The 23,877-nt window shown below is 36.6% G+C and carries 23 protein-coding genes and 1 riboswitch; of the genes, 13 read left to right on the top strand and 10 right to left on the bottom strand.

Annotated features, from left to right (window positions below):
• Nucleotides 1-174 precede the first annotated feature (174 nt).
• From MW688_RS11480 to MW688_RS11465, 4 genes are all read right to left on the bottom strand, one after another.
• Nucleotides 175-1,434, bottom strand: a complete 1,260-nt coding sequence (locus tag MW688_RS11480) for a sensor histidine kinase (RefSeq protein WP_486736116.1) — start codon at nt 1,432-1,434, stop codon at nt 175-177.
• Between the two features lie 5 nt (nt 1,435-1,439).
• The gene (locus tag MW688_RS11475) at nt 1,440-2,201 is read right to left on the bottom strand and encodes a response regulator transcription factor (RefSeq protein ID WP_486736115.1); all 762 of its coding nucleotides are present in this window, start codon (nt 2,199-2,201) and stop codon (nt 1,440-1,442) included.
• Between the two features lie 476 nt (nt 2,202-2,677).
• On the bottom strand, nt 2,678-3,022 hold the full coding sequence (locus MW688_RS11470; protein WP_486736114.1) for a hypothetical protein: 345 nt from the start codon (nt 3,020-3,022) through the stop codon (nt 2,678-2,680).
• A gap of 46 nt (nt 3,023-3,068) precedes the next feature.
• Nucleotides 3,069-4,397 (bottom strand): NAD(P)/FAD-dependent oxidoreductase, encoded by a 1,329-nt coding sequence (locus tag MW688_RS11465; RefSeq protein WP_486736113.1) that lies wholly within the window; start codon nt 4,395-4,397, stop codon nt 3,069-3,071.
• Between the two features lie 343 nt (nt 4,398-4,740).
• Here MW688_RS11465 and MW688_RS11460 point away from each other — a divergent pair, with 343 nt between their 5' ends.
• From MW688_RS11460 to MW688_RS11440, 5 genes are all read left to right on the top strand, one after another.
• Nucleotides 4,741-5,151 carry a DUF302 domain-containing protein gene (locus MW688_RS11460; RefSeq protein ID WP_486736112.1) on the top strand — a complete coding sequence of 137 codons (411 nt, stop codon included), beginning with the start codon at nt 4,741-4,743 and terminating at the stop codon, nt 5,149-5,151.
• Between the two features lie 24 nt (nt 5,152-5,175).
• Nucleotides 5,176-5,385: a YgaP family membrane protein gene (locus MW688_RS11455; protein WP_486736111.1), complete on the top strand. Its 210-nt coding sequence runs from the start codon at nt 5,176-5,178 to the stop codon at nt 5,383-5,385.
• A gap of 816 nt (nt 5,386-6,201) precedes the next feature.
• Complete coding sequence (locus MW688_RS11450) at nt 6,202-6,606, top strand: rhodanese-like domain-containing protein (protein ID WP_486736110.1); 405 nt, start codon at nt 6,202-6,204, stop codon at nt 6,604-6,606.
• Nucleotides 6,607-6,630: 24 nt separating this feature from the next.
• Complete coding sequence (locus tag MW688_RS11445) at nt 6,631-7,617, top strand: arsenic resistance protein (RefSeq protein ID WP_486736109.1); 987 nt, start codon at nt 6,631-6,633, stop codon at nt 7,615-7,617.
• Between the two features lie 151 nt (nt 7,618-7,768).
• Complete coding sequence (locus tag MW688_RS11440; protein ID WP_486736108.1) at nt 7,769-8,431, top strand: class I SAM-dependent methyltransferase; 663 nt, start codon at nt 7,769-7,771, stop codon at nt 8,429-8,431.
• Between the two features lie 130 nt (nt 8,432-8,561).
• Here the strand turns inward: MW688_RS11440 and cobT are convergent, their stop codons facing one another.
• The 3 genes from cobT to pirA all read right to left on the bottom strand — a co-directional run bounded on the left by cobT (nt 8,562) and on the right by pirA (nt 10,777).
• Nucleotides 8,562-9,674 (bottom strand): nicotinate mononucleotide-dependent phosphoribosyltransferase CobT, encoded by a 1,113-nt coding sequence (cobT, locus tag MW688_RS11435; protein ID WP_486736107.1) that lies wholly within the window; start codon nt 9,672-9,674, stop codon nt 8,562-8,564.
• On the bottom strand, nt 9,667-10,425 hold the full coding sequence (locus MW688_RS11430; RefSeq protein ID WP_486736106.1) for a DUF2232 domain-containing protein: 759 nt from the start codon (nt 10,423-10,425) through the stop codon (nt 9,667-9,669). The genes cobT and MW688_RS11430 overlap by 8 nt, the downstream gene beginning before the upstream one ends.
• A gap of 187 nt (nt 10,426-10,612) precedes the next feature.
• Nucleotides 10,613-10,777: an arginine synthesis PII-interacting regulator PirA gene (gene pirA, locus MW688_RS11425; protein WP_486736105.1), complete on the bottom strand. Its 165-nt coding sequence runs from the start codon at nt 10,775-10,777 to the stop codon at nt 10,613-10,615.
• 141 nt (nt 10,778-10,918) lie between these two features.
• On the opposite strand from pirA, the gene MW688_RS11420 reads away from it, so the two are divergent.
• Nucleotides 10,919-11,320 (top strand): acyl-CoA thioesterase, encoded by a 402-nt coding sequence (locus MW688_RS11420; RefSeq protein WP_486736182.1) that lies wholly within the window; start codon nt 10,919-10,921, stop codon nt 11,318-11,320.
• 103 nt (nt 11,321-11,423) lie between these two features.
• Nucleotides 11,424-11,762 carry a P-II family nitrogen regulator gene (locus MW688_RS11415; protein ID WP_486736104.1) on the top strand — a complete coding sequence of 113 codons (339 nt, stop codon included), beginning with the start codon at nt 11,424-11,426 and terminating at the stop codon, nt 11,760-11,762.
• A gap of 117 nt (nt 11,763-11,879) precedes the next feature.
• Here MW688_RS11415 and hppD read toward each other — a convergent pair whose 3' ends face one another.
• Nucleotides 11,880-12,938, bottom strand: coding sequence for a 4-hydroxyphenylpyruvate dioxygenase (gene hppD, locus MW688_RS11410; RefSeq protein ID WP_486736103.1), 1,059 nt, complete (start codon nt 12,936-12,938; stop codon nt 11,880-11,882).
• A 147-nt stretch (nt 12,939-13,085) separates the two neighbouring features.
• Here hppD and MW688_RS11405 point away from each other — a divergent pair, with 147 nt between their 5' ends.
• Together MW688_RS11405 and thiC are read left to right on the top strand one after the other, a co-directional pair.
• Nucleotides 13,086-13,832: a tryptophan-rich sensory protein gene (locus MW688_RS11405; RefSeq protein WP_486736102.1), complete on the top strand. Its 747-nt coding sequence runs from the start codon at nt 13,086-13,088 to the stop codon at nt 13,830-13,832.
• Nucleotides 13,833-13,854: 22 nt separating this feature from the next.
• Nucleotides 13,855-13,951: riboswitch (TPP riboswitch) on the top strand.
• Nucleotides 13,952-13,958: 7 nt separating this feature from the next.
• Nucleotides 13,959-15,347 carry a phosphomethylpyrimidine synthase gene (thiC, locus tag MW688_RS11400; RefSeq protein WP_486736101.1) on the top strand — a complete coding sequence of 463 codons (1,389 nt, stop codon included), beginning with the start codon at nt 13,959-13,961 and terminating at the stop codon, nt 15,345-15,347.
• A 162-nt stretch (nt 15,348-15,509) separates the two neighbouring features.
• On the opposite strand, the gene MW688_RS11395 is transcribed toward thiC, so the two are convergent.
• Nucleotides 15,510-16,454, bottom strand: coding sequence for a LysR substrate-binding domain-containing protein (locus MW688_RS11395; protein ID WP_486736100.1), 945 nt, complete (start codon nt 16,452-16,454; stop codon nt 15,510-15,512).
• Nucleotides 16,455-16,882: 428 nt separating this feature from the next.
• On the opposite strand from MW688_RS11395, the gene MW688_RS11390 reads away from it, so the two are divergent.
• Nucleotides 16,883-17,131, top strand: a complete 249-nt coding sequence (locus tag MW688_RS11390) for a DUF6761 family protein (RefSeq protein ID WP_486736099.1) — start codon at nt 16,883-16,885, stop codon at nt 17,129-17,131.
• Between the two features lie 76 nt (nt 17,132-17,207).
• Here the strand turns inward: MW688_RS11390 and grxD are convergent, their stop codons facing one another.
• Nucleotides 17,208-17,531 carry a Grx4 family monothiol glutaredoxin gene (gene grxD, locus MW688_RS11385; RefSeq protein ID WP_486736098.1) on the bottom strand — a complete coding sequence of 108 codons (324 nt, stop codon included), beginning with the start codon at nt 17,529-17,531 and terminating at the stop codon, nt 17,208-17,210.
• Nucleotides 17,532-18,031: 500 nt separating this feature from the next.
• On the opposite strand from grxD, the gene MW688_RS11380 reads away from it, so the two are divergent.
• The 3 genes from MW688_RS11380 (at nt 18,032) to MW688_RS11370 (ending at nt 23,658) form a co-directional block, all read left to right on the top strand.
• A complete protein-coding gene (locus tag MW688_RS11380) occupies nt 18,032-21,769 on the top strand; it encodes a diguanylate cyclase domain-containing protein (RefSeq protein ID WP_486736096.1) in 3,738 nt (1,245 codons plus the stop codon).
• Between the two features lie 74 nt (nt 21,770-21,843).
• Entirely contained in the window at nt 21,844-23,025 is a 1,182-nt protein-coding gene (sat, locus tag MW688_RS11375; protein WP_486736095.1) for a sulfate adenylyltransferase, read from the top strand.
• 378 nt (nt 23,026-23,403) lie between these two features.
• Nucleotides 23,404-23,658, top strand: coding sequence for a Uma2 family endonuclease (locus MW688_RS11370; RefSeq protein ID WP_486736094.1), 255 nt, complete (start codon nt 23,404-23,406; stop codon nt 23,656-23,658).
• The last annotated feature ends 219 nt before the right edge of the window (nt 23,659-23,877 follow it).

Genomic DNA, 23,877 nt, shown 5'->3' with positions numbered 1-23,877 from the left:
CAGATAGCTAGTATCTAAAGAGGATAAAGGAGGAATTTAGGGATTTATAGTAATAAATCACTATTGCTGATGTTGTCAGTTTAACTTCGTCTTTTGCTAAACAATCATTTATCTTTCTGATTATAAAAATAATTAAATAGAAAGATAGATTTACTGACTCTGATGATATTATAACTAATTTTTTTGAGGTATAATTATTTGCAGCCAACTACCACCAGTTTCAGGATGATTTTGTGCTTTAATTTCTCCGTGATGAGCTTTAATAATTTGTTCTACAATACTTAAGCCTAAACCACTACCTCCCGCATTAGTTTGTTGTCTAGTGCGAGAAGGATCGCCACGATACAAACGCTGAAAAACATAGGGTAAGTCTTGAGGGACAAACCCTGCGCCTGAATCTACTATATCAATTTTTACTTGATTAGAGTCAAGAAGTTCTAGTGAAACTTCAATCCTACCATCGAGAGGACTATGTTTGATATTATTATCAAAGAGATTGAGAAAAACTTGGGTAAGACGAGAGCGATCGCCATCTATCTCTATATCTTTATCTCTCTCTAAATCTAAGCTTATTCTTTTTTGCATAGCTAGGGGTTCAATAGTTTGCCATGCTGTTAAAATAACTTCTCGTAAACTTAAACTTTGATAATCAAGAAAAGCTGCGGGATTGTCATTAATTTTGCTCAATTCTAACCAATTTTCTACTAATTCAATTAAACGTTTTGTTTCTTTGAGCATTTTGGTTACCCACTTTTTTTCAGGATTCTCTAAACGCTGTTCTAAAGTTTCTGCTACTAAATTTATCGCAGTTAGGGGAGTTCTCAGTTCGTGGGTCAAATCAGAAAAAGCTCGTTCCCGTAATCTTTCTGCTTCAATAATTGGTTGTTTGTTTTCGATAAATACCCCTACTTTTCCCTTTAACAAAGGAAAACTATAACCTTTGAGAGTAATTGCTTTAATTTGATGTGGATTTGTTGAGTCTTTGGTATAAAATTCCCAAGTGTCTACTTGAGGCTGTTGGTATTGACGAGTTTTTTGTATCAGTTGATCTAATTCATAGGAGCGTACTAACTCCAATAGTAAACGTATTGGATGATTCTGCCAACTGGTTATTTTTAGTAACTCTTGGGCCTTGTGATTACAAAATACTAGTTGATTATCCTTGTCAACTTGTAGATAACCTAGAGGTATTTTAGAGATTAAATCATAACAAGTGTGTAATTCTTGTTTTTGTTCTTTGACTAATTCTTCAAATAGATAAAATTGTCGGCGTACTTGCCAAGTTATAGATAGAGAAACTTGACTATCGTGTTCTACAGATAATGAACTTAAAATTTGTTTTAAACGCCGTTTTAGGCGACGTTCTCTGCCATAGAAAATAACAAAGCCTATCGCCAAACCTAAACAAAAGCTGATCAAGGGAAAAGAAATCATGCTTTTTAGCCAAAGCGATAGCCAAAACCGCGTACAGTAATCAAATATTCTGGTTCACTGGGATTGATTTCTAGCTTTTCTCTTAACCAACGAATATGTACATCTACAGTTTTAGTATCTCCAATAAAATCTGGTTCCCATACTTGTTCGATTAGCTGTTCTCGGGACCAAACTCGGCGAGGATAACTTATGAATAAGTCTAGAAGTTTAAACTCTTTGGGAGATAGGCTAATTTCTCTACCTCTAACTATAACACGACATTCATCCCCAAAAAGAATCACGTCGCGAAATTGACGCATTGGTGATTTAGATAAATATGTGTAGTTTTTGCGACGTAATAAAGCAGCGCAACGCGCTACTAATTCTCGCACACTAAAAGGTTTAGTTAAATAATCATCTGCGCCTATTTCTAAACCCCTCACTCGGTCTGCTTCGGTTGCTTTAGCGCTGATAATTAAAATAGGTATTGTGCTACCTTGGTAACGCAATAGTTTACAAATATCTAAGCCGTTAACAAACGGTAACATTAAATCAAGAATCACGAGTTCTAGGGGACATTCTCCCGTAGTTACCTCAGGACTCTGCAATAATTCTATGGCTTTGCGTCCATCAGAAGCCACTACAACCTCATATCCTTGTTCTTCTAAAGCTAAAATGACCATATCGCAAATTAGCTCTTCATCTTCTATAAGTAAAATACGACTTCTAGGAGTAGATTCACTACTTGAGGCAAGAGAGGCATCCTTTGGCAATTCTAACGATAACATAAAATAACACCTAATTTCTCTTTAATGTAATCATATATATCAGGAGATAGTTTAAATTTAGATTAAACTAAGCTTAAGATTAACACGTACTTGGTTTAAATACTCTGGTATTAGTGAGCTTAGTAGCTAATTAATATTGTTTACTAATCAAGAAAGCTAAACCAATTGTATCACCAGTAGAGTCTTCAATGCCCCGGTATTTGTAGCAATTAACATTTGCTCTAGTTTAGTGACCTCACATCACTCGCACCAGTAGGGGCGCTCATTCAAAGCGCCCTAAATTAACCCGAGAAAAAGTTTATTTTTTGATCCTTGGCTGTAGCGAGAGACAATTTTCTCAGGGGGATCTAGTATAATAAAAAATCATCTCCAGAAAATGATCACAGATTTCTGGAGATTGAAATAGCCCTTATAAACAAGCAGGGGAGCTTGGTGAGTAGGGTGCAGGGTGAGAGAAGCTTTCAAACTATACTAGATTATGCTAATTGAGGAATCACTCTTGACAAATTGCTTTTAATCTCTTCTATATCTTCAGGAGTCCTATTGTCCATAGCCATGGTTAAGAGTGATAAACTAATTTTTACTGCATCATCTCGGTTAATAATAAAGCATAATTCTTCTGTTGCGTCTAAAACACTGGGTAGTTTTTGAGGGTTTTCTACATCAAAAGTTAAATGAATGGCAGAAGAATCTTGTTGACCTGGTTCGGGTTGATCTTCTAATATTGATATTTGACGCCCAGTAACAGTAAAACTGCTGACATTACTCATTACTGTGACTTGACCAGTTTTCAGGGGTTGAGTTACTAATTTAGTAGTCATTGACAATATCTCCTAGATAATTTTGTAAATATTTTATTGACATGTTTTAACTAACCACTTTTTGATTTTTAGCAATCATTGCTTGTGGATTAGTGGCTAATGGTTGCCAAGTTTTCAATAGGGATAAACCAAATAATAAACGGATGCCTAACTTCTCAAACCATGGCATACCTAAGCCTAAACGCATTTTCAGCAGAAAATATTCTTCAAAGGCCGCTTTAACCCAGTTTACCCAACTTCCTCTTACTGCGTAGGAATAGCGTCTTTTACCTGTAACCGGATCTGGTAATACGGGGGCAGCTATGTAGGCTATACCTGTATCCCCATATTCAGCAAAACAAAGGGCTTCTAGAGTGGGTGTGGTTAAGGGTTGTTTGAGAGCACCTAATTCTACAGCAATATTGTGAGCTACTGCCGCTCCCATAGCTTCAGTCATTTCTCCACTTTTTGGTAAACCAATGGGCACTGGTGTTTTGTCTGGTTGTTCTAAATTAACGGCTACCCCTAAGGCATAAATATTGGCAAAATCTGGATGTCTTTGAGAGGGTAAGATGGGCACAAATCCTTTCTCTGTTGTTAAGCCTGGTACTTCTTTGAGAAATTTAGCTCCTAAGAAAGAGGGTAATATCATTCCATATTTAAAGGGAATTTGACGACCATCCCCTAAGCTGATAGTTTGCTCCTCTATTCTGCTAATTCTAGCATTGGCGATCGCTTTAATTCCTTTTTCCGCCATTAGTTCTTTGGTTAATTTCTCAGCATTTTTAATTCCTGCTACTCCTGTATGCCCAATATAGGGCTCTGGAGACACGTAGGTAATTTCTACTTTGTCTCTAATTCCTTTTCTCCGTAATTCGTAATCTGCCATGAACACAAATTCATAGGCTGGTCCAAAACAACCTATCCCTGGCATTGCCCCTACTACTAGTGGTCCTGGATTTTTGAGAAATTCTAACCAAGCTTCTCTAGCCTGCAACGCATGTTCAGGTGTACATACCGACTGGGTGTAACCTCCGTGGGGCCCTAGTCCTGGCATTTCTGCAAAGTTTAACGATGCTCCTGTGGCGATCGCTAAATAATCGTAATTTATACTTTGATTTCCTGCTACTGTAATTGTTTGGCTTTGACTATCTAGGTTTGTTACTTTTCCTAATACCCATTCTATCCGGTGTTTTTTCGTTAATTTCTCTAAGTCTAGTTGAATATGTTCTAGGGGTTTCATATTCAATGCCACCCTAATCAATCCCGGAATAAATGTAAATTCTGGCTTATCCGAAATCAGAATTACATTATCTTCTTTGGGCAAATAATGCCTTAGTTCATAGGCTGTCGGTAATCCTCCGAGTCCTCCTCCAATTACTACAACATTAGCCATTGATATATTCCTCTGGTTTTTCTTGATTATTATCTATCAACAATAAGCTTCATGATCGTGAACACTCACTTTTTTTGACAATTTATTAATTATTTACCTAATTAAGCTTATCATGCAATCATCATATCATAATTTAACTATTTGTCAAAATAAGTAAAACAAAACTTCAAAAAACCATCTTCACTGATCCCCGATGAGGAGAAATTTATAATCTCCATGTATGATAAAGTGTTAAAAAATAATTTAATTTTTACTTGACTAAAATGAACAAGTAGTTATATGATTATAGCAAGGAGCCTAAAATAAGGCTTATCACTACCTCAAGAAAAAAGAGGAACTATATATGAATCACTTCAGTAAAATACTAGACATGAGCTTTGAAGAAGCAATTGAACAAGTAACTCAGGCTCTCAAAGAAGAAGGAATGGGTGTTCTTACAGAAATCGATGTGCAAGGTGCCTTCAAAAAGAAACTTAATGCAGATTTTCGTAAATATAAAATTTTAGGAGCTTGTCATCCAGGCATCGCCTATAACATGTTGCAAGAAGATGACAAAGCGGGAGTCTTCTATCCATGTAACGTAGTTGTCCAAGAACATGAAGATGGCCGAGTAGAAGTTTCAGCGGTAAATCCAATCATCATGTTTTTAACCATTCACAGTCCTAAAGCGAAAGAAATAGCCATTGAAGCCAGTGAAAAAATGCAGGCAGTCATGGAACATTTAAATAAACCAGAACTAGTAACTCAAACTTAATTTAACTTAAAGGAGGAAATAACTATGTTTAATAATGTTGGCATAGTTGATCGTATTATGCGTATTCTGTTAGGGAGTATCCTAGCCTATTTAGGAATATTTATTTACAGTGGTTCAGTTCTTAGTATAGGTTTAACCGTTGGTGCGGGTATTTTAGGCATTAGTGCGTTAGCTGGTTCTTGTGCCCTTTATGGTTTATTAGGAATTAACACTCGTAATCCTCAAAAAAACTAAATAAATTTCTAGCTATTTACCAATTATCGTAAAAAGGTACTGGGTGCAAGATCTATGCTAACTAAAGATAAAAGCCAATAAAAACACAAGAACTGGCAGAGAAATAAGCATATCTCTTGAAGTACCTATAGCTGACTGTTAAGGTTTAATTATGAGAAAGATAAAAAGAAATTGGAGACTTTCTCCTGATGGGGTTATTTTCAGTTTTTTACCAAGAACTTGTAGTGAAGATAAGCCAAAAAAATACTTTGGGTAGTTATATTATCTTCCTTGTTCTCACATCACTTAAACCAGTATTTTTGTACTCAATTAACCAGAGAAAAAGTCAATTTTGCGGTGCGACCAGATGCGAGGAGACCTCGCATCTGGGAACGCGCACCAAGCTTTTGACCCAATGCTTTGGCAATTCTCTGGTTTTTCTCTTCCGTGCTCCCGGTGCTCCCGGTGCTGCCTAACCAGTAAATGAGTGGGTTTTGATGGGAGTGATATGAGCCACCACTATTCATAGAGCGCATTTTTTCTCCTAGACCAAAGTAATCTCCACGCCAATAGCTTGAACAGCAAATTTATCAAAACTTTACCCTTTCTCCCCAAACTGACCCCCCTTTTCCATCTCTTACTCAGTAAGGGGAAAGAAAATGTACAAGGAAAGAAGTTTGAGGCAGAAGAAGTAAAACGAAAGTGAGAAAGTTTAATCAAAACTTGCATACTTAAGCCTAGATCAGAGTTTGAAAGTATGCAAGGACCGAAGGTACTTCAGCCTACTTATAAACTTAGGTAAAAAATTTTAGTTGAAACAATACCAGGAAGTTATCTATGACATTTACTAAAGATTCTCAAAGAGAAATTACTAACTTATCACCAGAAGAATTTAGGAAAATTGCTAATCCTCCCCGCTTAATTGATGTACGTAGTAATTTGGAATATCGTTTATTTCATGCTCCAGAAGCCATTAATCTCAGTTTGCCGCGCATTTTGATGGGAGTAAATTCTTTTTTCAGTCGTTGGGTAATACCTCAATGGTTTCGAGAATTACCAAAAGATGAACCAATCGCCTTAATTTGTCTTTCGGCTCATCGTAGTCCTATTGCGGCAAAGAAACTACAAGAAGCCGGATTTACTCAAGTTTACAACATTACTGGGGGAATGATGGCCTGGAAAGAATTAGGACTGCCTATGAGTAAAGGGAAAGCCCCTAGGGCAAAAGAGTCAAAAAAATAAGTAAATTTAGAGGAATTTAAGCAAATGTGGAAAATTTTATCAGCTCTCAAAGAGAACTTAGTGTGGTCAATACCAGCTTTTATGATTGGTGGCATTATCTTTGGTGCCGTATTTGATGCTGGTTTCTTGAAAGCAGCGATTATCCCCTTAACTTTTTTGATGGTATATCCAATGATGATTAATTTGCAGATTGCCAAAGTTTTTTCTGGGGGGGATTTAAAATTACAAGCAATTACTCAGTTACTAAACTTTGCAGTAATTCCTTTTTTCGCCTTTGGGATTGGGAAACTGTTTTTTGGCGATCGCCCCTTAATCTTATTAGGATTGTTACTGACTTCCCTATTACCCACTAGTGGTATGACCATTTCTTGGACAGGATTTGCCAAAGGAAATCTTAATGCAGCCATCAAAATGACAGTAATTGGATTAATTGCTGGGTCTTTAGCTGCACCATTGTATGCTAAGTTTTTGATGGGTACAGTGGTAGAAATTCCCTTAATTGATGTATTTAAGCAAATTGTGTTCATCGTCTTTCTGCCAATGTTGTTAGGATTTGTCACCAAAAGAATTTTAATCGCCACAGTAGGGGAAAGTAAATACAATAAAAATATCAAACAAAAATTCCCAGTTTTTTCTACTGTGGGTGTATTAGGAATTGTCTGTGTAGCTATGGCTTTAAAAGCTAAATCAATAATCAACAATCCCGTAGAAGTTCTTTCCTTCTTTGTACCTCTATTAATTATTTATGGTTTGAATTTCCTGATTAGTACGGTTATTGGCAAAAGCTTCTTTAATCGTGATGATGCTATTGCTTTAGTGTATGGTACAGTCATGCGTAATCTTTCCATTGCTTTGGCGATCGCCATTACCGTCTTTGGTTCAGAAAAAGGTTCAGAAATTGCTCTAATTATTGCCATGGGATACATTATTCAAGTTCAATCCGCCGCTTGGTATGTGAAACTAACCGACAGAATCTTTGGGCCACCGATAATAGAAGAACATGCTCAATAAATTAATTAAAATAATTTAATTTGGGGCGCCGAACTTAATCATCGCGGGTTACAAACTTAAAATTAAAACTGCTAACCAAACAGTTCAAGGTATTAGCCACAAATACTGTAAACCTATTCACAAGTCTGAATTCTCTTAAAAGTTAATCATCATGTTAGATTTTTCAACTGTACAAAAACGTTTATTTGCTTGGGGTATGGGAAGAGCTAATGCTGCTGATGCTCATAAAATTAAGCTCAAAGATTGCCCCAAGTATCAAAGCCTAGGACAGCTAAAACAATCATTACTAGGTAATTTAGAGGAACGAGTCTTAGAAATAGGTCCCGGTGCTGGGGCAAGTTTAAGCTACTATCCTCAAGATATTGAGTGGATAGGAATTGAACCCAATGCCTTTATGCACTCCTATTTAGCTACAGAAGCAAAAAAACAGGGGCTCAGTAACATTCAAATTCATCAAGGAACAGCAGAAAATCTACCTGTAGAGAATGAAAGTATCGATGCCGTTGTTAGTACTCATGTTCTCTGTTCCGTTCAAGACCCCAGCCGCAGTCTTCAAGAAATTAAACGCATATTGAAACCTGGGGGTAAATTCATTTTTATTGAACATGTGGCTGCCAAATCAGGAACTTGGACCAGAAGAGTTCAAGATAGCCTTAAACCAGCATGGAAAACTTTCTTTGATAACTGCCACACCAATCGAGAAACCGGAAGTTTTCTTCAACAGTTGGAATGGGAAATTCTAGATTACCGTGAATTTCTATTAGACTTCCCTGTGGTCAGTCCTCATATAGCCGGAGTGATACGAAAAATTTAACAGTTTTAGATTTATTCAGCACGCCCTAGTTTCATATTATATACTGTAGGTTGGGCCCTTGGTAACGAAACCCAACAATCTAACTCGTTGTCTCTGAGTGGTTGCCACCTCTTCATAAAGATTTACTTTTTCAGCAGAACTTAGTTATTTTCTCAATAGCTCCAAGTAAATCTTCTTGGGTATAATCTTGATAAACAGAGGCAGCAATCGCACAAGCTCCCGCACCAACTCCTTCTTTGACATAGCCTTGTTCATAAGCTCTTAAACTAGGATATGCTGATGTACTCAGATTGAGTTGAGTACCCATCAGAGGAATAGTACCTAATTGATATTGTTGACTAATCAAGGTAGTTAAACCAATCGTATCACCTGTAGAATCTTCAATCACCCAGCGAGTTGTACCAATCACCATTTGCTCTAGTTTAGCTTCAAGACTATATTTAGCCATTACAGCATTAATTAAAGCATAAACAGCTAACATTTGGGTTCCCCCTGCTAACATTACCCCAGCATATTTACTGACGGCGATCGCCATCGCCGCGGCGACTATTTGCATGGGATCTCCCACGGCAGCTACTAACTCAAAAGGATCAATTTTCTGGTAAGGAGATTTAAATCCTGCCTGAGTTAATCCTTGTTGGACAATTTCCCATTTTTGCTGATGATTACAAAGGCGATGACTACTATTTACTCTTCCTTTTGCGTCTATACCTAATCCTGTAAGTAAGGCTAGGGCTGTAGTTGTTCCTCCTACTACACATTCACCAATAATTACGTAACTGTTTTGAGCTAATTTCCCTAGCTTTGCTCCCCATTCTAAACCTTGTTGCCATAAATGCTTAACTATCTCTTTTGATAATGCTTGTCCACTACTTACACATTGGGCAGGTTTTCCCCCTAAGTCAATGGCTGGCACTGCTGGAGGAGTGGGTAATCCGGCATTAAACAAATAAACTGGTAGATTACAACTTTCTACCACTGCTCGACTGATTAAGGCTGGAGAGGCACCCGCCGTTAAGGGTGGTAAAGGATATTTTGGTACTTTTGCCCCACCGTTGATTAAGAATTCTGCATCAGCGATCGCTGTATACTGACGTTGTTGAGGTGTTGCCCCCGCTGCCGAAATATTGGGAATTAGTCCTGTGGCTGTAAATCCTAAAATGCAAGCAAACAGGGGTTTTTTGCCTCGATAGCTGTTTAACCAGTTTTCTCCTGTTTTCTTAGCTGTATAGACTTCAATCATAGTCTAAGATTACTTTAATCCATTCTGGTGGTCGAGGTATAGGATTCCCCAATTTATCTAAAACTAATAGTGCTGCTAAATGAACAGTCAGAAGATAAAAAAGATTGCTCAAGATAATCATGATCAGGGCTAATATTTCTATTAACAACATACTTGGCTGAGTTAGTAGCCCTAATTTTAGAAAAATCCAATCAGCTAATTCTGTGATTTGAACCATAAAGTAACTCCACAAATCTTCCCCTAAAAATATTGAGAATAGGTATATTCTGAAAAAGATCCCAAAAGTCCCAATAATTGCTCCTACTGCTAGGGAAAAGTACCAACTCCCTCCTCGTCGCCAAAAAGTACCCAGTTGCACTCCCATTAGACCATAGGGGATCAAAAAAACAATACTCCTTACTGGTCCCATTAGTACTGATAATAGCAGGGTTGATACCAAAGCTGTCATCCAAGCCGCACGATTTCCTCGTCGCAAATAAACTAAGGCAATAGGAATCGGGAAAAAAATCCTCAGTACTGGTCCTAGGGGAAAATAATAGTTAATTAGCCAGATTATCGCCGAAGTACTCGCTAAAAAAGCTGTTTCCACCATCGCTATGGTTTTACTGGAATCTTGAGTTAAGGGTGAAGGCTTACTTGGTACAGATGATTGAGGAGATTCTGTTATATCTTCATCTACCCAATTTTTTTCTTCTTGTTGGTTTTGGTTTTCTGACTTTGGTTTTGACTGGTCATCAGAATAAGCAGACATTCAATATTAATAAGTTATTTGTTGATTGGTTTTATTGTCTAATTATAACCATTTTAGTTGGCCTTTATACTCATATCTTTTAAAATCATATAAAATACCCACATTAGTTCCTTTTTCACTATGTGGGCTATTTCAATATGTATTGTACGATTATCCTTTTTTCCCAAAATTCCCAAAATTCCCCAAATTACATGATATGTAAATATTTGGCTTCTGCTTCTAGTTGACTTATCAGCTTTTCATCACCTTTTGCTCTTGCTACTTCTAAGCGATGCTGTAGATTTTTGAGCAAACTTTGACGATGATTAGCGGTGGCTTCTTTGAGAATTTCACTTTTGTTTCCTTTTAACATTTTTTTCCCCTCAGATGATTTCTTAATTAACTTTATTATATCTTTTTTTTTGGGAAAAATGTATTCTATTTTACTGATTTTTATACAGATATCCGGTAAGCATATATGCTGATTTAAGCAAAAAAGGAGTAAAACAAAATCATTTATAGTTACCGACGAAGAGTATACCTAGGAGATACAGATGCAGCTGGGGTGATTTATTTCGCTAAACTGTTATCAATATGTCACGAAGCTTATGAAGAGTGTTTGTCTCAATCCAAGGTAGAATTTAAAAAAATAGTTAGGGAAGGAGCGATCGCCATACCAATCACTCATGGAGAAATTGACTTTTTTCGTCCTTTAGTTTGTGGGGATGAATTACTAATTCAACTATGGCCCAGGCAAACTAGTGAATTTAGTTTTAACATCAGCTATCATGTACTAAAAGAAGAGGAAATTGTTGCTAAAGCTATGACTAAACATATTGCTATCAATTCCCAAACTAGACTAAAAACTCCCTTACCTCTTATGATCATAAAATGGTTGCACTCTGAAAATCAATAATTGTAAAATAAGTTACAAAAATTCTTGATCTCTAGTGATAAAAGTTTACAGACTTAGTTAAGTAAACAATAATTTAAATTAATCAATCGAGGAGTCTAAAAAGTTGAAGAAAATAGAAGCAATTATCAGACCATTTAAGCTTGACGAAGTAAAAATTGCCCTAGTCAATGCCGGAATTGTGGGAATGACAGTTTCAGAAGTTAGAGGTTTTGGTCGTCAAAAAGGACAAACAGAACGTTATCGCGGTTCAGAATACACAGTTGAGTTTTTACAAAAACTCAAAATAGAAATAGTAGTTGAAAATAATCAATTAGACCTTGTAGTTGACAAGATTATTGCAGCAGCACGAACAGGAGAAATTGGGGATGGTAAAATCTTTATTTCTCCTGTGGAACAAATTGTGAGAATTAGAACCGGAGAAAAAGACTTAGAAGCCGTATAAAGGCACAGAACCCCTGCTGAATTGCTTTGGCAAGATAGCAGGGGCTTTAATTAGCTTAAATCTTGGTATTTCCTCCTACATCTAACTTGTTTAGTTGAGTTAGATGTAGTTTTTTTATTATTTTAGTACTCTTTTTAACTGTTCTCTTTCAATGGCTTCAAATAAAGCTTGAAAATTTCCATTGCCAAAGCCAATAGCCTGATGACGACGTTCAATTAATTCAAAAAAGAACGTAGGTAGTGAAAAAATAGGTTGAGTAAAAATTTGTAACAACAAAGGTTGCCAACCTGTTACCGTGGTGCTTTGGGACTCTATCAAAATACCCAGGTTTTTCAATTGTTGATATTCTACCCTAGATAAATCCATTGAAGGTAGATACTCATAATATTCATCGGGAATATTTAAAAAAGAAACCCCAAAAGCTTTAAGATGTGAAGTAGCAGCAATGATATTACTTGTACCTAAGGCAATGTGCTGAATTCCGGCACCACCATTAAAGTTAATAAACTCTTGCACTTGAGAATTATTATCTATAGGTTCATTAATCGGTAGTTGTACTCCAGTATCAGGATGAACCATGACTTGGGAAGATAAAGCGCTGTTTTCAGTACCGATTTCAAAAGTTTGTTGTGGTTGAAACCCCAAAATAGTTTGATACCAATCTACCACCTTGTTTAGTTTACCTTTACCAACATTTAAAACTAGATGATCTAGATGAGTAAATATATTATTATTGCTGGTAACAGGTGAGATGGGTAATAAATCCACAGCAGGAAAGATAAACTGAGAATCATCTCTACCTTCGACTAAGGTATGTTTAAATCCCACTGGATTGATAATTTGGCACCATTTACGATTAGTTTGAATATCTACTTGTAAAGGCTGAGAAAATTTAGTCTTCTGTTTATTTGCTATAGTAACAATCTTATCTAGATCTGGAACTAAAAAAGCTAAGTCAACTACTCCAGAGGAGTGATTGAGAAAATATTGAGAGACTGGACTACCAAGGGTTAGAGGACTAGAAACAACAAAAGTAATCTTATTAGTAGAGATAATCTCAGTTAGGGTACTACCATCATTTATAGAGGCGATCGCCTGAAACCCCATGCTAGTCACAAACCAATCTCGCCATTTTTCTGCATCTTCTACATAGAAATGTATATAATTAATCCACATTATCAATATTATAAGTTGTTCAGTAAGATAGGAGCTTTCTTTTCAAAGTTTAACAATTAATATTAATTTAGGTTTTTTCTCTGCCTTGAGAAAACATAAGAAGTGAGGGATAATGTACGTAACTTTGGCGATTTAAACAGGCCCCTTATGATTAAGCTAACCTCAGACCGTCTCAGACAATGGAGTAATTTAATATCTATTATTGGAGCTTTTTTTGCCAATATATTAGCTAATATAGTGCCTTTAAATGGTTTAAACATAGGCGAAATTTCTAATAAGTTTTTCGCCAACGTGCTGATAATTCCGGCTAATTCTGCCTTTATAATTTGGGGAGTAATTTATTTAGGATTAATCAGTCTCGCTATTTACCAATTTTTCCCCTCATCTAGTCAAACTACACGCTATTTAGGTTATTTTTTACCTTTGGCTAGTTTAGCGCAGATTATCTGGATAGTATTTTTTCAGTATCGCTGGTTTACAGCTTCTATCCTACCTATGCTGGTGATTTTGTCCATGTTAAGTATTCTCTATTATCGTATACCTATGAGTAGATCCAGTAAAACTAAATGGTTGATACATCGACCTGTGAGTATTTATCTGGGTTGGATTAGTGTGGCGACTATTGTTAACATAGCTAGTGCCTTAGATTATAATAACTGGAATGGTTGGGGGTTGAGTCCTTCAGTTTGGACGATAATTATGATGGGAGTGGGAACTATATTGGGAGCAATCCCCTGTGGGCAAAAGTCTGATTTCGCCTATCCTCTGGTAATTGTCTGGGCTCTATGTTGGATTGGAGTAGCTAATCAGGATAACTCTTCTGTGATTATTAGTGCTGGTATTTTTGCTGCTTTTTTGATAGCAGTAATTATATATAAGTTAAGAAAACAATAAGATAAATTATGCTAAAATGAACTTCTATAGCTAGGGGTGCTTGGCTCAACCAAGCTGAGATATACTCTTAGAACCTGAGACTGGATAATACCAGCGGAGGGAAGCTGTAAATAGAGGAAAACAAATATGAGAACAGAATGGATCGCTAAGCGACGTGGACAGGCAAATGTATCTCAAATGCACTATGCTCGTCAAGGAATATTAACAGAAGAAATGGATTACGTCGCCAAGCGGGAAAATCTCCCTGTAGAGCTAGTTCGCGATGAAGTAGCCCGAGGCAGAATGATTATTCCAGCGAATATCAATCACACAAATCTAGAACCAATGTGTATAGGTATCGCTTCTAAATGTAAGGTAAATGCTAATATTGGTGCATCTCCAAATTCTTCCAATATCCAAGAAGAGGTAGAAAAGCTAAAACTATCAGTAAAATACGGTGCTGATACAGTAATGGACCTATCTACAGGAGGCGGAGATCTCGACACAATTCGCGAAGCAATTATTAAAGCTTCATCTGTACCAATCGGGACGGTACCTATTTATCAAGCCCTAGAAAGTGTTCATGGCAGCATCGAGAATCTAACGGCAGAAGATTTTCTTCATATAATTGAAAAACACGCAAAACAAGGCGTTGATTATATGACTATTCATGCAGGTCTGCTGATTGAATACCTACCACTAGTAAAAAATCGGATCACCGGAATTGTTTCTAGAGGTGGAGGGATTATCGCTAAATGGATGCTACATCACCACAAACAAAACCCTTTATACACTCACTTTGATGAGATTATTGAGATCTTCAAAAAATATGATGTATCTTTCAGTTTAGGAGACTCTCTACGTCCAGGCTGTCTACACGATGCGTCAGATGAGGCTCAACTGTCAGAACTGAAAACCCTCGGGCAATTAACACGCAGAGCCTGGGAACATGATGTACAAGTGATGGTAGAAGGTCCCGGACACGTGCCCATCGACCAAATCGAATTTAACGTCAAAAAACAAATGGAAGAGTGTTCAGAAGCCCCCTTCTATGTACTAGGTCCTCTGGTAACAGATATAGCACCTGGTTATGACCATATAACCTCCGCTATCGGAGCAGCGATCGCAGGTTGGCACGGCACAGCTATGCTTTGTTATGTAACGCCAAAAGAACATTTAGGGTTACCAGATGCAGAAGATGTACGTAATGGGTTAATTGCTTATAAAATTGCTGCCCATGCTGCTGATATTGCTCGTCACCGCCCTGGTGCTAGAGACAGAGATGACCAACTATCTCAAGCTAGATATGATTTTGATTGGAATCGCCAATTTGAACTATCTCTAGACCCAGATAGGGCTAAAGAGTATCATGATGAAACTCTACCCGCAGATATTTACAAAACTGCTGAGTTTTGTTCTATGTGTGGACCAAAATTCTGTCCTATGCAAACTAAAATCGATGGCGAAGCTATTACAGAGTTAGAGAAGTTTCTAGCTCAAAATCAATCACAGCCCATTTCTGTTAACCAAAGTTAGTAAGATAGCGCTACGCCTAGGCAATGCTTGGAATAGCGGAGGGAAGAGAGCGCCGTTACCCGGCGCGGGGTCCAACGCCGGACGGGAACAACAAAAAATGTCCTAATATTAATGCGTAAGGCTATAGAGGGTGGGAATAAACCCGCCCTCTATATATCTATCTCACCTGTATGAACTTTTCTTTTCCACTAGACTAGGCTCAAAAGATATATTGATATATTTGCTCTTTTCAATTAAATACGCTAAGAAAGCTTGAGCAATTACTGAAAGACGTTTTCCTGATAAATGAGCAACAAACCAACGGCGTTTAATGGGGAAATGTTGTACATCTAAAATACATAACTCAGAATTACACTGTTCGGAAGTTAGAGTATGTTGAGATAAAACAGAAATACCGAGGCCACCAGCGATCGCCTGTTTAATTGCCTCATTGCTACCTAACTCTAATCTAACCGATACTTTAATTCCATATTTAGAGAATAATTCTTCCACAGCAGCCCTGGTGCCGGATCCCAATTCTCGCATAATAAAAGGCTCACCATCGAGAGCTTGAATTGGCAAGTTTTTTTTCCCAGCTAGGGGATGATTAGCACGGGCTACCACTACTAGAGGATTATCCAGAAAAGCTTGACTATGTAAATCAATCTCTTTGGGTGGTTGACTTAAAACATATAAATCATCTTGATTTTCTAACATCCGACGTTGCATCTGTTGATGATTAGTCACGTTTAGAGAAACATCTATGCCTGGATACTCCTCACAAAAAGCTCCCAACATCCTCGGAATAAAATATTTTGCCGTAGTAATCACAGCTATTTGTAATTTTCCTTGTTTTGTGCCTTTGAGATCGGCGACTTTCATTTCAAAGTTTTCTAAACGGTTAAAAATGTCCTGACTAGTTTTTAATAACTCTTCCCCGGCTTCGGTTAAATATAAACGCTTTCCAATTTGCTCAAATAACGGTAAACCAACTACTTTAGTTAATTGTTTAATTTGACTAGAAACTGTTGGTTGTGTAATAAATAGCTCTTCGGCGGCACGAGTAAAACTACCTAAGCGTGCTGTAGCTTCAAAAACGGCTAATTGATGGAGGGTTGCGTGAATCATAACTTGATTTTGCTTTAATATTTTATATCATAGACTATTTTCTATCTTAAACTAATTTTAATTTATTTATGTCTATTCTAGTTCAAGGATCCCTAACTTATCCTCCTGAAAATACTGCCTGTTATATCAAATTGATTAAAAAATTCTAAAAAACGATTGAGCATTAATTCTCTTACTTCAAAACTCATTACTTCAAAACTCATTACTTCAAAACTCATTACTCAACCACAACCAGTAACATTAGGTAAAGATGCAAGATCTGAGTTTTAGAGGTGATCATCTCAGTCTTAACATATCTGTTTTATTCTCACTGTGAGAGAAGAACTTGATATGAAGCTATAAAAATACTTTAGAACAGAGAAATCTTATTGTTAAGATAGAATAGTAGGTTCATTGTGAGCCCCTGACCAGGACGATAAAATAAACTTATGCTACAAAATACTCAATCCATCCGATACTATCAAAAACTTACTGATAATCTCGTCGATTTTCACCATCGCGGTTATACTTACGATCATCTAAAAATGTACTTAGAAGGCTATTTAACTTGTCTTCGTCAGACTAATGTTCTCGAAATTTACTTGATTCATCGTCTCGAAGAAGAAGCAACTCGCTTTCTCCAAGACTCTTCTAATTTTGTAGAACCTTTACCAGAAGCAGAAGTAGAATATTATTAACAATAATAAGTAGGGTGAAATTGAATCTCACCCTACCTATTCAGATGTTTTCAGATGAAAATATTTCAAGTTCACACTATGAAGCTAAAGCGACTTCTAAGGATTCTTGTAATTCCCCACTTTGATAAAGTTCAATCATAATATCTGAACCTCCTAAAAATTCCCCATTAACATAAACCTGTGGAATAGTAGGCCAATTAGAGTATTCCTTTATTCCTTGGCGTATTTCAGGATCTTCGAGAATATCTACTGTTTCATAGGGAACACCCAAACTGTTTAAAATCTGCACAACATTGTTGGAAAAACCGCATTGAGGCATTAGTTTAGAGCCCTTCATAAAGACTAAAATTTTGTGAGTTTGTATTAGTTGTTTAATTCTTTGCTCAAGTTCTGGTGTCATCTTTCTATCTATATATTTTTACTCATTATAGCTTGTCCTTAATTATTCTGACTGACTTGACAATACCAATTTCCCTTGATAATAAAAGTCAGTTGTCTTTAAAAACCACCAAACCTTACACCTGCTTCGATTTTAACCTTATTGTCACCCCGTTAGATGCAAGTTAAAAGGTAGGATGTGAACCCCGCGAAGCACGTAACCCATAAATTATAGAGAAAAAGCAACAGGGAAAGATTAAAATAGTTAATGTGCTTGCTGGCATTTCACACGAAAACAAGGTAAATTGATAATTAGATCGATTATTTATAAGTTAACCTTAGTGTCAAATAAAATATAGCATTTTTATTGTCTCATCTCTGCTCGGTATCCCAGAAAGCTGATTCTTCTACCTTCAACATTAAAGCAATAATTATTGTAGTTTACTTGAGTTAAGATTACTATAAAATTTATTTATTAATAAAAAAATATCAAGAGATAAAACGTTTAAGAAGGAAAAATAAATGATAAGTCAAAAAATATTTTTAGCAAAAATGACAAATTTAATCTACACGCAACGAGAAAATAAAGATTTTTGTCTAATTTTACAGGCGATCGCCACAGAAGCCAGAGACATCTTAAAAGTAGATCGACTGAAAATTTACAAATTCGACTCAGAGAATAATGGAGAAGTAATAGCTGAGGCATACGAGGAAAATCGCCTCCCCTCTCTTCTAGGATTGCATTTTCCTCACACAGATATACCATCTCAAGTGAGACAATCACTAATTAAATCTCTGGGAGGAGTGGCAATAGATGTTACAGCAAAGCGTAAAATTATCTATCAAGATTATTCCTGCGATCATAATAGTAGTGATGAGGCAAATCAAGTAACTTATCAACTAGTAGATCCTTGTCACTTAGAATACTTATTAGCCATGGGAGTATTGTCTTCATTAGCTATTCCTATACTTGACTGGGGAAAACTCTGGGGATTATTAGTTATTCATCATAGCCAACCTCGTCGCTTTCAGCAATCGGAAATACACCTAGTACAAATACTAAGTAAGCAAATTTCCCTAGGTCTAAATAAAGAAACTCTGATGGCTCAATCCCAATATCAAAAAACCCAACAATTAATTACAGAAAGAATTAATAATATTTGGTGGGATAATCAAACAAACCAGCAAGAGAAATGGCAAAAGATTTTAGCTATAGGGACAGAATATCTCCAGGCAGATGGAGGCTTAGTTTATCTTGTACCAGATTTGACAGGAGCACCAGCTCAAATCTATGATTACGGAGAAGTCGTCTGCCATGAAAAACCGAAAATTTCTTCTGATTGCTTGAATGTAATTAAAGAAATAGCTCTCAACGATATTAAGAAAAAAAATACCTCCCCTGACAATCCTCAAATTTATACAAGGGAAGAATTAATCGCAGCTTTAGGAAATAAAGAATTAGTAAACTTCTTTAATCCTAATATTCATTCTTTTCTATTTATATCTCTACATCATCATCATCAATGGATTGGTTGTATAGCTTTATTCCGTAAAGAGCAACAATGGGAGATTCTCTGGGCAGGGAGACAAGACACAGATAAACGCCATTTAAAACCTCGTAAATCCTTTCAAGCTTGGTGCGAAACTAAACGAGGTTCTCCCTACTGGACTAAGATAGAAATAAATTTAGCCAGAGAAATTGGTAGATATCTCTACATACTCTTAACCCAACAAAGATTAAACGATATCATTGAGCATCAAGTTAACTACGATAGCTTAACTCAATTACCAAATAATTATATTTTTAGCCAAAAAGTCAACTTATCTTTAGTAGATGCGATCTACCAAGGTGAGATTATTGGAATCGTGATGCTTGATTTAGACCAATTTAAGCGTATTAACGAATCAGCAGGTCATACAGTTGGAGACTATTTACTACAACAAATAGCCGAAAGACTAAAAAATTATATAGATACCTTACCAAACTTAGAACCTTTTTTAGCTCGTTGGCATGGAGATAGATTTGTGATATTATGGCACAAATTAACTTATGCAGATCAATTAATTGGAATATGTAAATCTATATTAGCCATAGTGCAAAAGCCATTTCAATGTCAAAATCAATACATATATATAAGTACTAGTATAGGAGTATCCCTGGCCCCCTACGACGGAGACAACATAGATACCCTGATTAAAAATGCTGAAACAGCAATGTATAAAGCAAAAAACCAAGGGAAAAACACCTATAAATTTTATAATCCCGAATTAAAACAACAAAATCTAAACTGGTTAACCTTAGCATCAGACTTACGACAAGCAATACAACGTCAAGAAATAATCGCGCACTATCAACCACAAGTATGTTTAAAAACAGGAGAAATCATCGGCGTAGAAGCTTTAATGCGTTGGCATCACCCAAGATTAGGTTGGATTTCTCCCGCTCAATTTATTCCCCTAGCCGAAGAAATTGGCATGATTCATGAATTAGGAAAGTGGATTTTAACTAAAGCTTGTAAACAACAACATTTTTGGGAATCAACCGGATTTCCCAGTGTAAAAATGTCAGTGAACATATCACCTATTCAACTGCAAAAACCAACATTTTTAGCAGAAGTAGAGTCAATACTTGAATCTACTCAAATTAATCCTCGCTACTTGCAATTAGAAATTACTGAAAGTACTATATTAAAAAATATCGATCAAACTATTAAACTTCTTACTAAGCTAACTCAAAAAGGAATCAGCATAGCCATTGATGATTTTGGGACAGGTTATTCTTCCTTGAGTATATTAAAAGATTTACCAGTAAATGTTTTAAAAATCGATAAATCGTTTATAGACACCCTAGAAAAATCAGAAAATTCAGCTAAACTTTGTCAAAGTATTATAATGCTGGGAAAATCTCTTAACTTGCGAGTGATTGCCGAAGGTGTAGAAAATAAAAAACAAACTAGTTTACTAAAACAATTCGATTGTGATGAAATCCAGGGCTATTTTATTAGTCCACCTCTTGATAGTGAACATCTCACTAATATGCTAGTTAAAAATATTGTAAACAAACTAGAATTGCCAGCAACTCAAATATCAGCCCCTCTTAATAGTCGAACTTCTCAAGAAAAAGTATGTGAAGATATAAATAAGTCAAATATTATCTCGATAGAAACAAAACTTACTCAAAAAATACAAGTTTATGAAGAACTACAAAAGGAAATAAAAGAAAACAGCACGCGAGAGCATTTGCTGAGAGAAATAGCTCAAAAAATTAGAGAATCTCTAAACTTAGAAGATATTTTACAGACTACGGTTAACGAAGTACGCCACGTCCTAAATACAGATAGAGTGATTTTATTTAAATTTGACGAACACTATCTAGGGGAAGTAGTAGTAGAATCAGTCTCAGAATCAAAACTATCTATACTGGGAAAATCGATAAAAGATGAATGTTTTGGAGAAAAGTACGTAGAATATTATCTCCAAGGACGAATTAGAGCTATAGAAGATGTAACGACAGCAAACATACAAGAATGTCATCTAAATTTACTGCAAAGCTACCAGATAAAAAGTAATCTGGTACTGCCAATAATTCATCAAAAAACATTATGGGGCTTACTAATTGCTCACGAATGTTACCAAACTCGTAAATGGAAAGAACAAGAAATAAGTCTTTTAAGTCAATTAGCAACCCAAATAGCGATCGCTATTCATCAAGGAGAACTATACAAACAGCTACAAATAGCGAATAAAAAACTACAAAAGCTTTCCTGTATAGATGGTTTAACTCAAGTGGCTAATCGTCATCACTTCGATGCCTATCTACAAGAATGTTGGCAGGAGTTATTAACGTCACAAGAAACCCTATCCCTAATCCTCTGTGACGTAGACTTCTTCAAAAAGTATAACGATACATACGGACATTTAGCAGGAGATAAATGCTTACAAGCGATCGCCAACACCCTTGCTAATTCAGTAACTAATCCCGAGCACTTAGTAGCCCGTTACGGAGGAGAAGAATTTGCGATTATTTTACCGGGAGTTTCTAGCCAATTCAGTGTCAACCTTGCTCTCTCTCTTCGTAAGCAAGTTAAAGCTCTGAATATTACCCATGCTAGTTCCAATTATCATCAAGTTACCCTAAGTTTAGGAGTAGCTAGTATTATTCCCCATATATTTTTATCAACAGAAGTATTAATTCAAAGAGCAGATCAAGCCCTGTATACAGCTAAAGCCCAAGGACGTGATTCTGTGCAAAGTTTTTAGTAGCTGTTCACATTGAGTTAACAAATGTGCTAAAGACTGATACTATTGATTGGTGAATAATCACAAAAAAAAATATGAGTATACAGGTAGAAGGAATCACACCCCACGGTGGTCAACTAGTAAATAGAGTGGCCACAGCAGCAGAAAAAGCCGAATTCTTAGAACAGGCTGATAAATTGCCCAGAGTCCAATTAGATAAAAGAGCAACTTCTGATTTAGTCATGATTGCCATTGGTGGCTTTAGCCCCCTTAACGGCTTCATGGAACAAGGAGACTACGAAAAAGTAGTTGAAGATATGCGCTTGTCCGATGGGACTCCCTGGTCAATTCCAGTAACCCTCTCTGTGAGCGAAGAAGTAGCAGAACCCCTAAAAGAAGGTAACTGGGTACGCTTAGATGATTCCCAAGGTCGCTTCATTGGTATTTTGGAATTAACCCATAAGTATCACTACAGCAAAGCCCATGAAGCTATTAACGTTTATGGTACTGACGAAGATAAACATCCTGGAGTAAAAGTAGTCTATGAACAAGGACCTGTAAATTTAGCAGGTCCTGTTTGGCTGTTAGAAAGAGAAGCTCATCCTCAGTTTCCAGCTTATCAAATAGACCCGGCTCAATCACGAGCTATCTTCGCTGAAAAAGGCTGGAAAACTATCGTCGGATTTCAAACTCGTAACCCCATTCACCGTGCCCACGAGTATATTCAAAAATGTGCTCTAGAAACAGTAGATGGATTATTTTTACATCCTCTCGTAGGGGCAACTAAACAAGATGATATTCCCGCTGATGTGAGAATGCGCTGTTATGAAATCATGATTGATAAGTACTTTCCTCAAGACCGAGTGGTTTTAGCGATTAATCCCTCAGCTATGCGCTATGCAGGTCCAAGAGAAGCTATTTTTCATGCTTTAATTCGTAAAAATTACGGATGTACTCATTTTATTGTAGGTCGGGACCATGCAGGGGTAGGCGATTATTATGGTACTTATGACGCTCAATATATTTTTGATAAGTTTGAACCAGGGGAACTGGGTATCGTACCAATGAAATTTGAGCACGCCTTCTACTGTAAAGTAACAGAACAGATGGCAACCACTAAAACTAGTCCTGCTACTAAAGAACAACGTATACACCTTTCTGGAACAAAAGTACGTGAAATGCTTCGACGTGGAGAGTTGCCTCCTCCACAATTTTCTCGCCCTGAAGTAGCCGCAGAGTTATCTAAAGCAATGCAAAAATTAGCTCAAACTACTTAATCTCAAACATTCCTCGGTTTAAAATACCGAGGATTTTTTTTCGGTTACGTTAAACTAAGTTATATCGCTACTTGATACAAAAGGAACTCCCGAACCAATACTGCGTAGGTTTTGAATCAAACATATTCCTTCTGAGAAAGCAGGGAGCACCGGAGCACGGGAGCTTCAACAGAGGGGTTTTTGGCTTTGTACCTAATCTCCTTTCAACCTTACTCTAATCAATAATTTTCTCTTAACAAAAGCAGTATTGACTCCCGAACAGGAAATAGTTATTCTAGTATTCGGTTTCACCACTTAAAAATCTCCTAACTTGAATGCGTAGCGCTATAAAAGGGCGATCGCTTGTTTAAATCTAAGATTAACTATTACTTATTTACAATGGTTCAACTAGAAACAAAAACTTATTCTTTCACTGAATATTTAAACTATAAAGACAAAACAGATAATAAATATGAATTAGTCAACGGAAAACTTAAACTAATGCCTCCAGCTAGTGGCCTACATGCTTTGATTTTACAAAATTTTAGACAATTAGTTACTAATATCATTTCCCTCAATATCCTCCTCAAAATAATCAGTAGGTTGGGTATACAAACGTGCAACCCAACACAAATACACATTGAGACATTATAGGGATGCTGTTGGGTTTCGTATTCCAAGGGCCCAACCTACAACCTACAAGCTAAAAATAATCTTCTTCAACCATCATTGAGTGCGATCTCCTTGACTCAATATCTCTCTCAAAATAATCAGTAGGTTGGGTTAAACGAAGTGCAACCCAACACAAACACATATTAAGACATTATAGGGATGCTGTTGGGTTTCGTATTCCAAGGGCCCAACCTACAACCT

This window comes from Johannesbaptistia floridana, assembly GCF_057440575.1.
The sequence above is the reverse complement of the archived record's forward strand: the minus strand, read 5'-3'. Positions and strand labels throughout refer to the sequence as shown.

What these genes read in the sequence shown, in the direction of transcription:
- MW688_RS11455 (WP_486736111.1), top strand. Translation starts at nt 5,176, where the DNA reads ATGTTTAATAATGTTGGCATAGTTGATCGTATTATGCGTATTCTGTTA.
- sat (WP_486736095.1), top strand. Translation starts at nt 21,844, where the DNA reads ATGAGTATACAGGTAGAAGGAATCACACCCCACGGTGGTCAACTAGTA.
- hppD (WP_486736103.1), bottom strand. Translation starts at nt 12,938, where the DNA reads ATGTGGATTAATTATATACATTTCTATGTAGAAGATGCAGAAAAATGG.
- MW688_RS11480 (WP_486736116.1), bottom strand. Translation starts at nt 1,434, where the DNA reads ATGATTTCTTTTCCCTTGATCAGCTTTTGTTTAGGTTTGGCGATAGGC.
- MW688_RS11450 (WP_486736110.1), top strand. Translation starts at nt 6,202, where the DNA reads ATGACATTTACTAAAGATTCTCAAAGAGAAATTACTAACTTATCACCA.
- MW688_RS11395 (WP_486736100.1), bottom strand. Translation starts at nt 16,454, where the DNA reads ATGATTCACGCAACCCTCCATCAATTAGCCGTTTTTGAAGCTACAGCA.
- MW688_RS11405 (WP_486736102.1), top strand. Translation starts at nt 13,086, where the DNA reads ATGATTAAGCTAACCTCAGACCGTCTCAGACAATGGAGTAATTTAATA.
- MW688_RS11370 (WP_486736094.1), top strand. Translation starts at nt 23,404, where the DNA reads ATGGTTCAACTAGAAACAAAAACTTATTCTTTCACTGAATATTTAAAC.
- thiC (WP_486736101.1), top strand. Translation starts at nt 13,959, where the DNA reads ATGAGAACAGAATGGATCGCTAAGCGACGTGGACAGGCAAATGTATCT.
- cobT (WP_486736107.1), bottom strand. Translation starts at nt 9,674, where the DNA reads ATGATTGAAGTCTATACAGCTAAGAAAACAGGAGAAAACTGGTTAAAC.
- MW688_RS11470 (WP_486736114.1), bottom strand. Translation starts at nt 3,022, where the DNA reads ATGACTACTAAATTAGTAACTCAACCCCTGAAAACTGGTCAAGTCACA.
- MW688_RS11445 (WP_486736109.1), top strand. Translation starts at nt 6,631, where the DNA reads ATGTGGAAAATTTTATCAGCTCTCAAAGAGAACTTAGTGTGGTCAATA.
- MW688_RS11460 (WP_486736112.1), top strand. Translation starts at nt 4,741, where the DNA reads ATGAATCACTTCAGTAAAATACTAGACATGAGCTTTGAAGAAGCAATT.
- MW688_RS11440 (WP_486736108.1), top strand. Translation starts at nt 7,769, where the DNA reads ATGTTAGATTTTTCAACTGTACAAAAACGTTTATTTGCTTGGGGTATG.
- MW688_RS11430 (WP_486736106.1), bottom strand. Translation starts at nt 10,425, where the DNA reads ATGTCTGCTTATTCTGATGACCAGTCAAAACCAAAGTCAGAAAACCAA.
- grxD (WP_486736098.1), bottom strand. Translation starts at nt 17,531, where the DNA reads ATGACACCAGAACTTGAGCAAAGAATTAAACAACTAATACAAACTCAC.
- pirA (WP_486736105.1), bottom strand. Translation starts at nt 10,777, where the DNA reads ATGTTAAAAGGAAACAAAAGTGAAATTCTCAAAGAAGCCACCGCTAAT.
- MW688_RS11390 (WP_486736099.1), top strand. Translation starts at nt 16,883, where the DNA reads ATGCTACAAAATACTCAATCCATCCGATACTATCAAAAACTTACTGAT.
- MW688_RS11380 (WP_486736096.1), top strand. Translation starts at nt 18,032, where the DNA reads ATGATAAGTCAAAAAATATTTTTAGCAAAAATGACAAATTTAATCTAC.
- MW688_RS11475 (WP_486736115.1), bottom strand. Translation starts at nt 2,201, where the DNA reads ATGTTATCGTTAGAATTGCCAAAGGATGCCTCTCTTGCCTCAAGTAGT.
- MW688_RS11465 (WP_486736113.1), bottom strand. Translation starts at nt 4,397, where the DNA reads ATGGCTAATGTTGTAGTAATTGGAGGAGGACTCGGAGGATTACCGACA.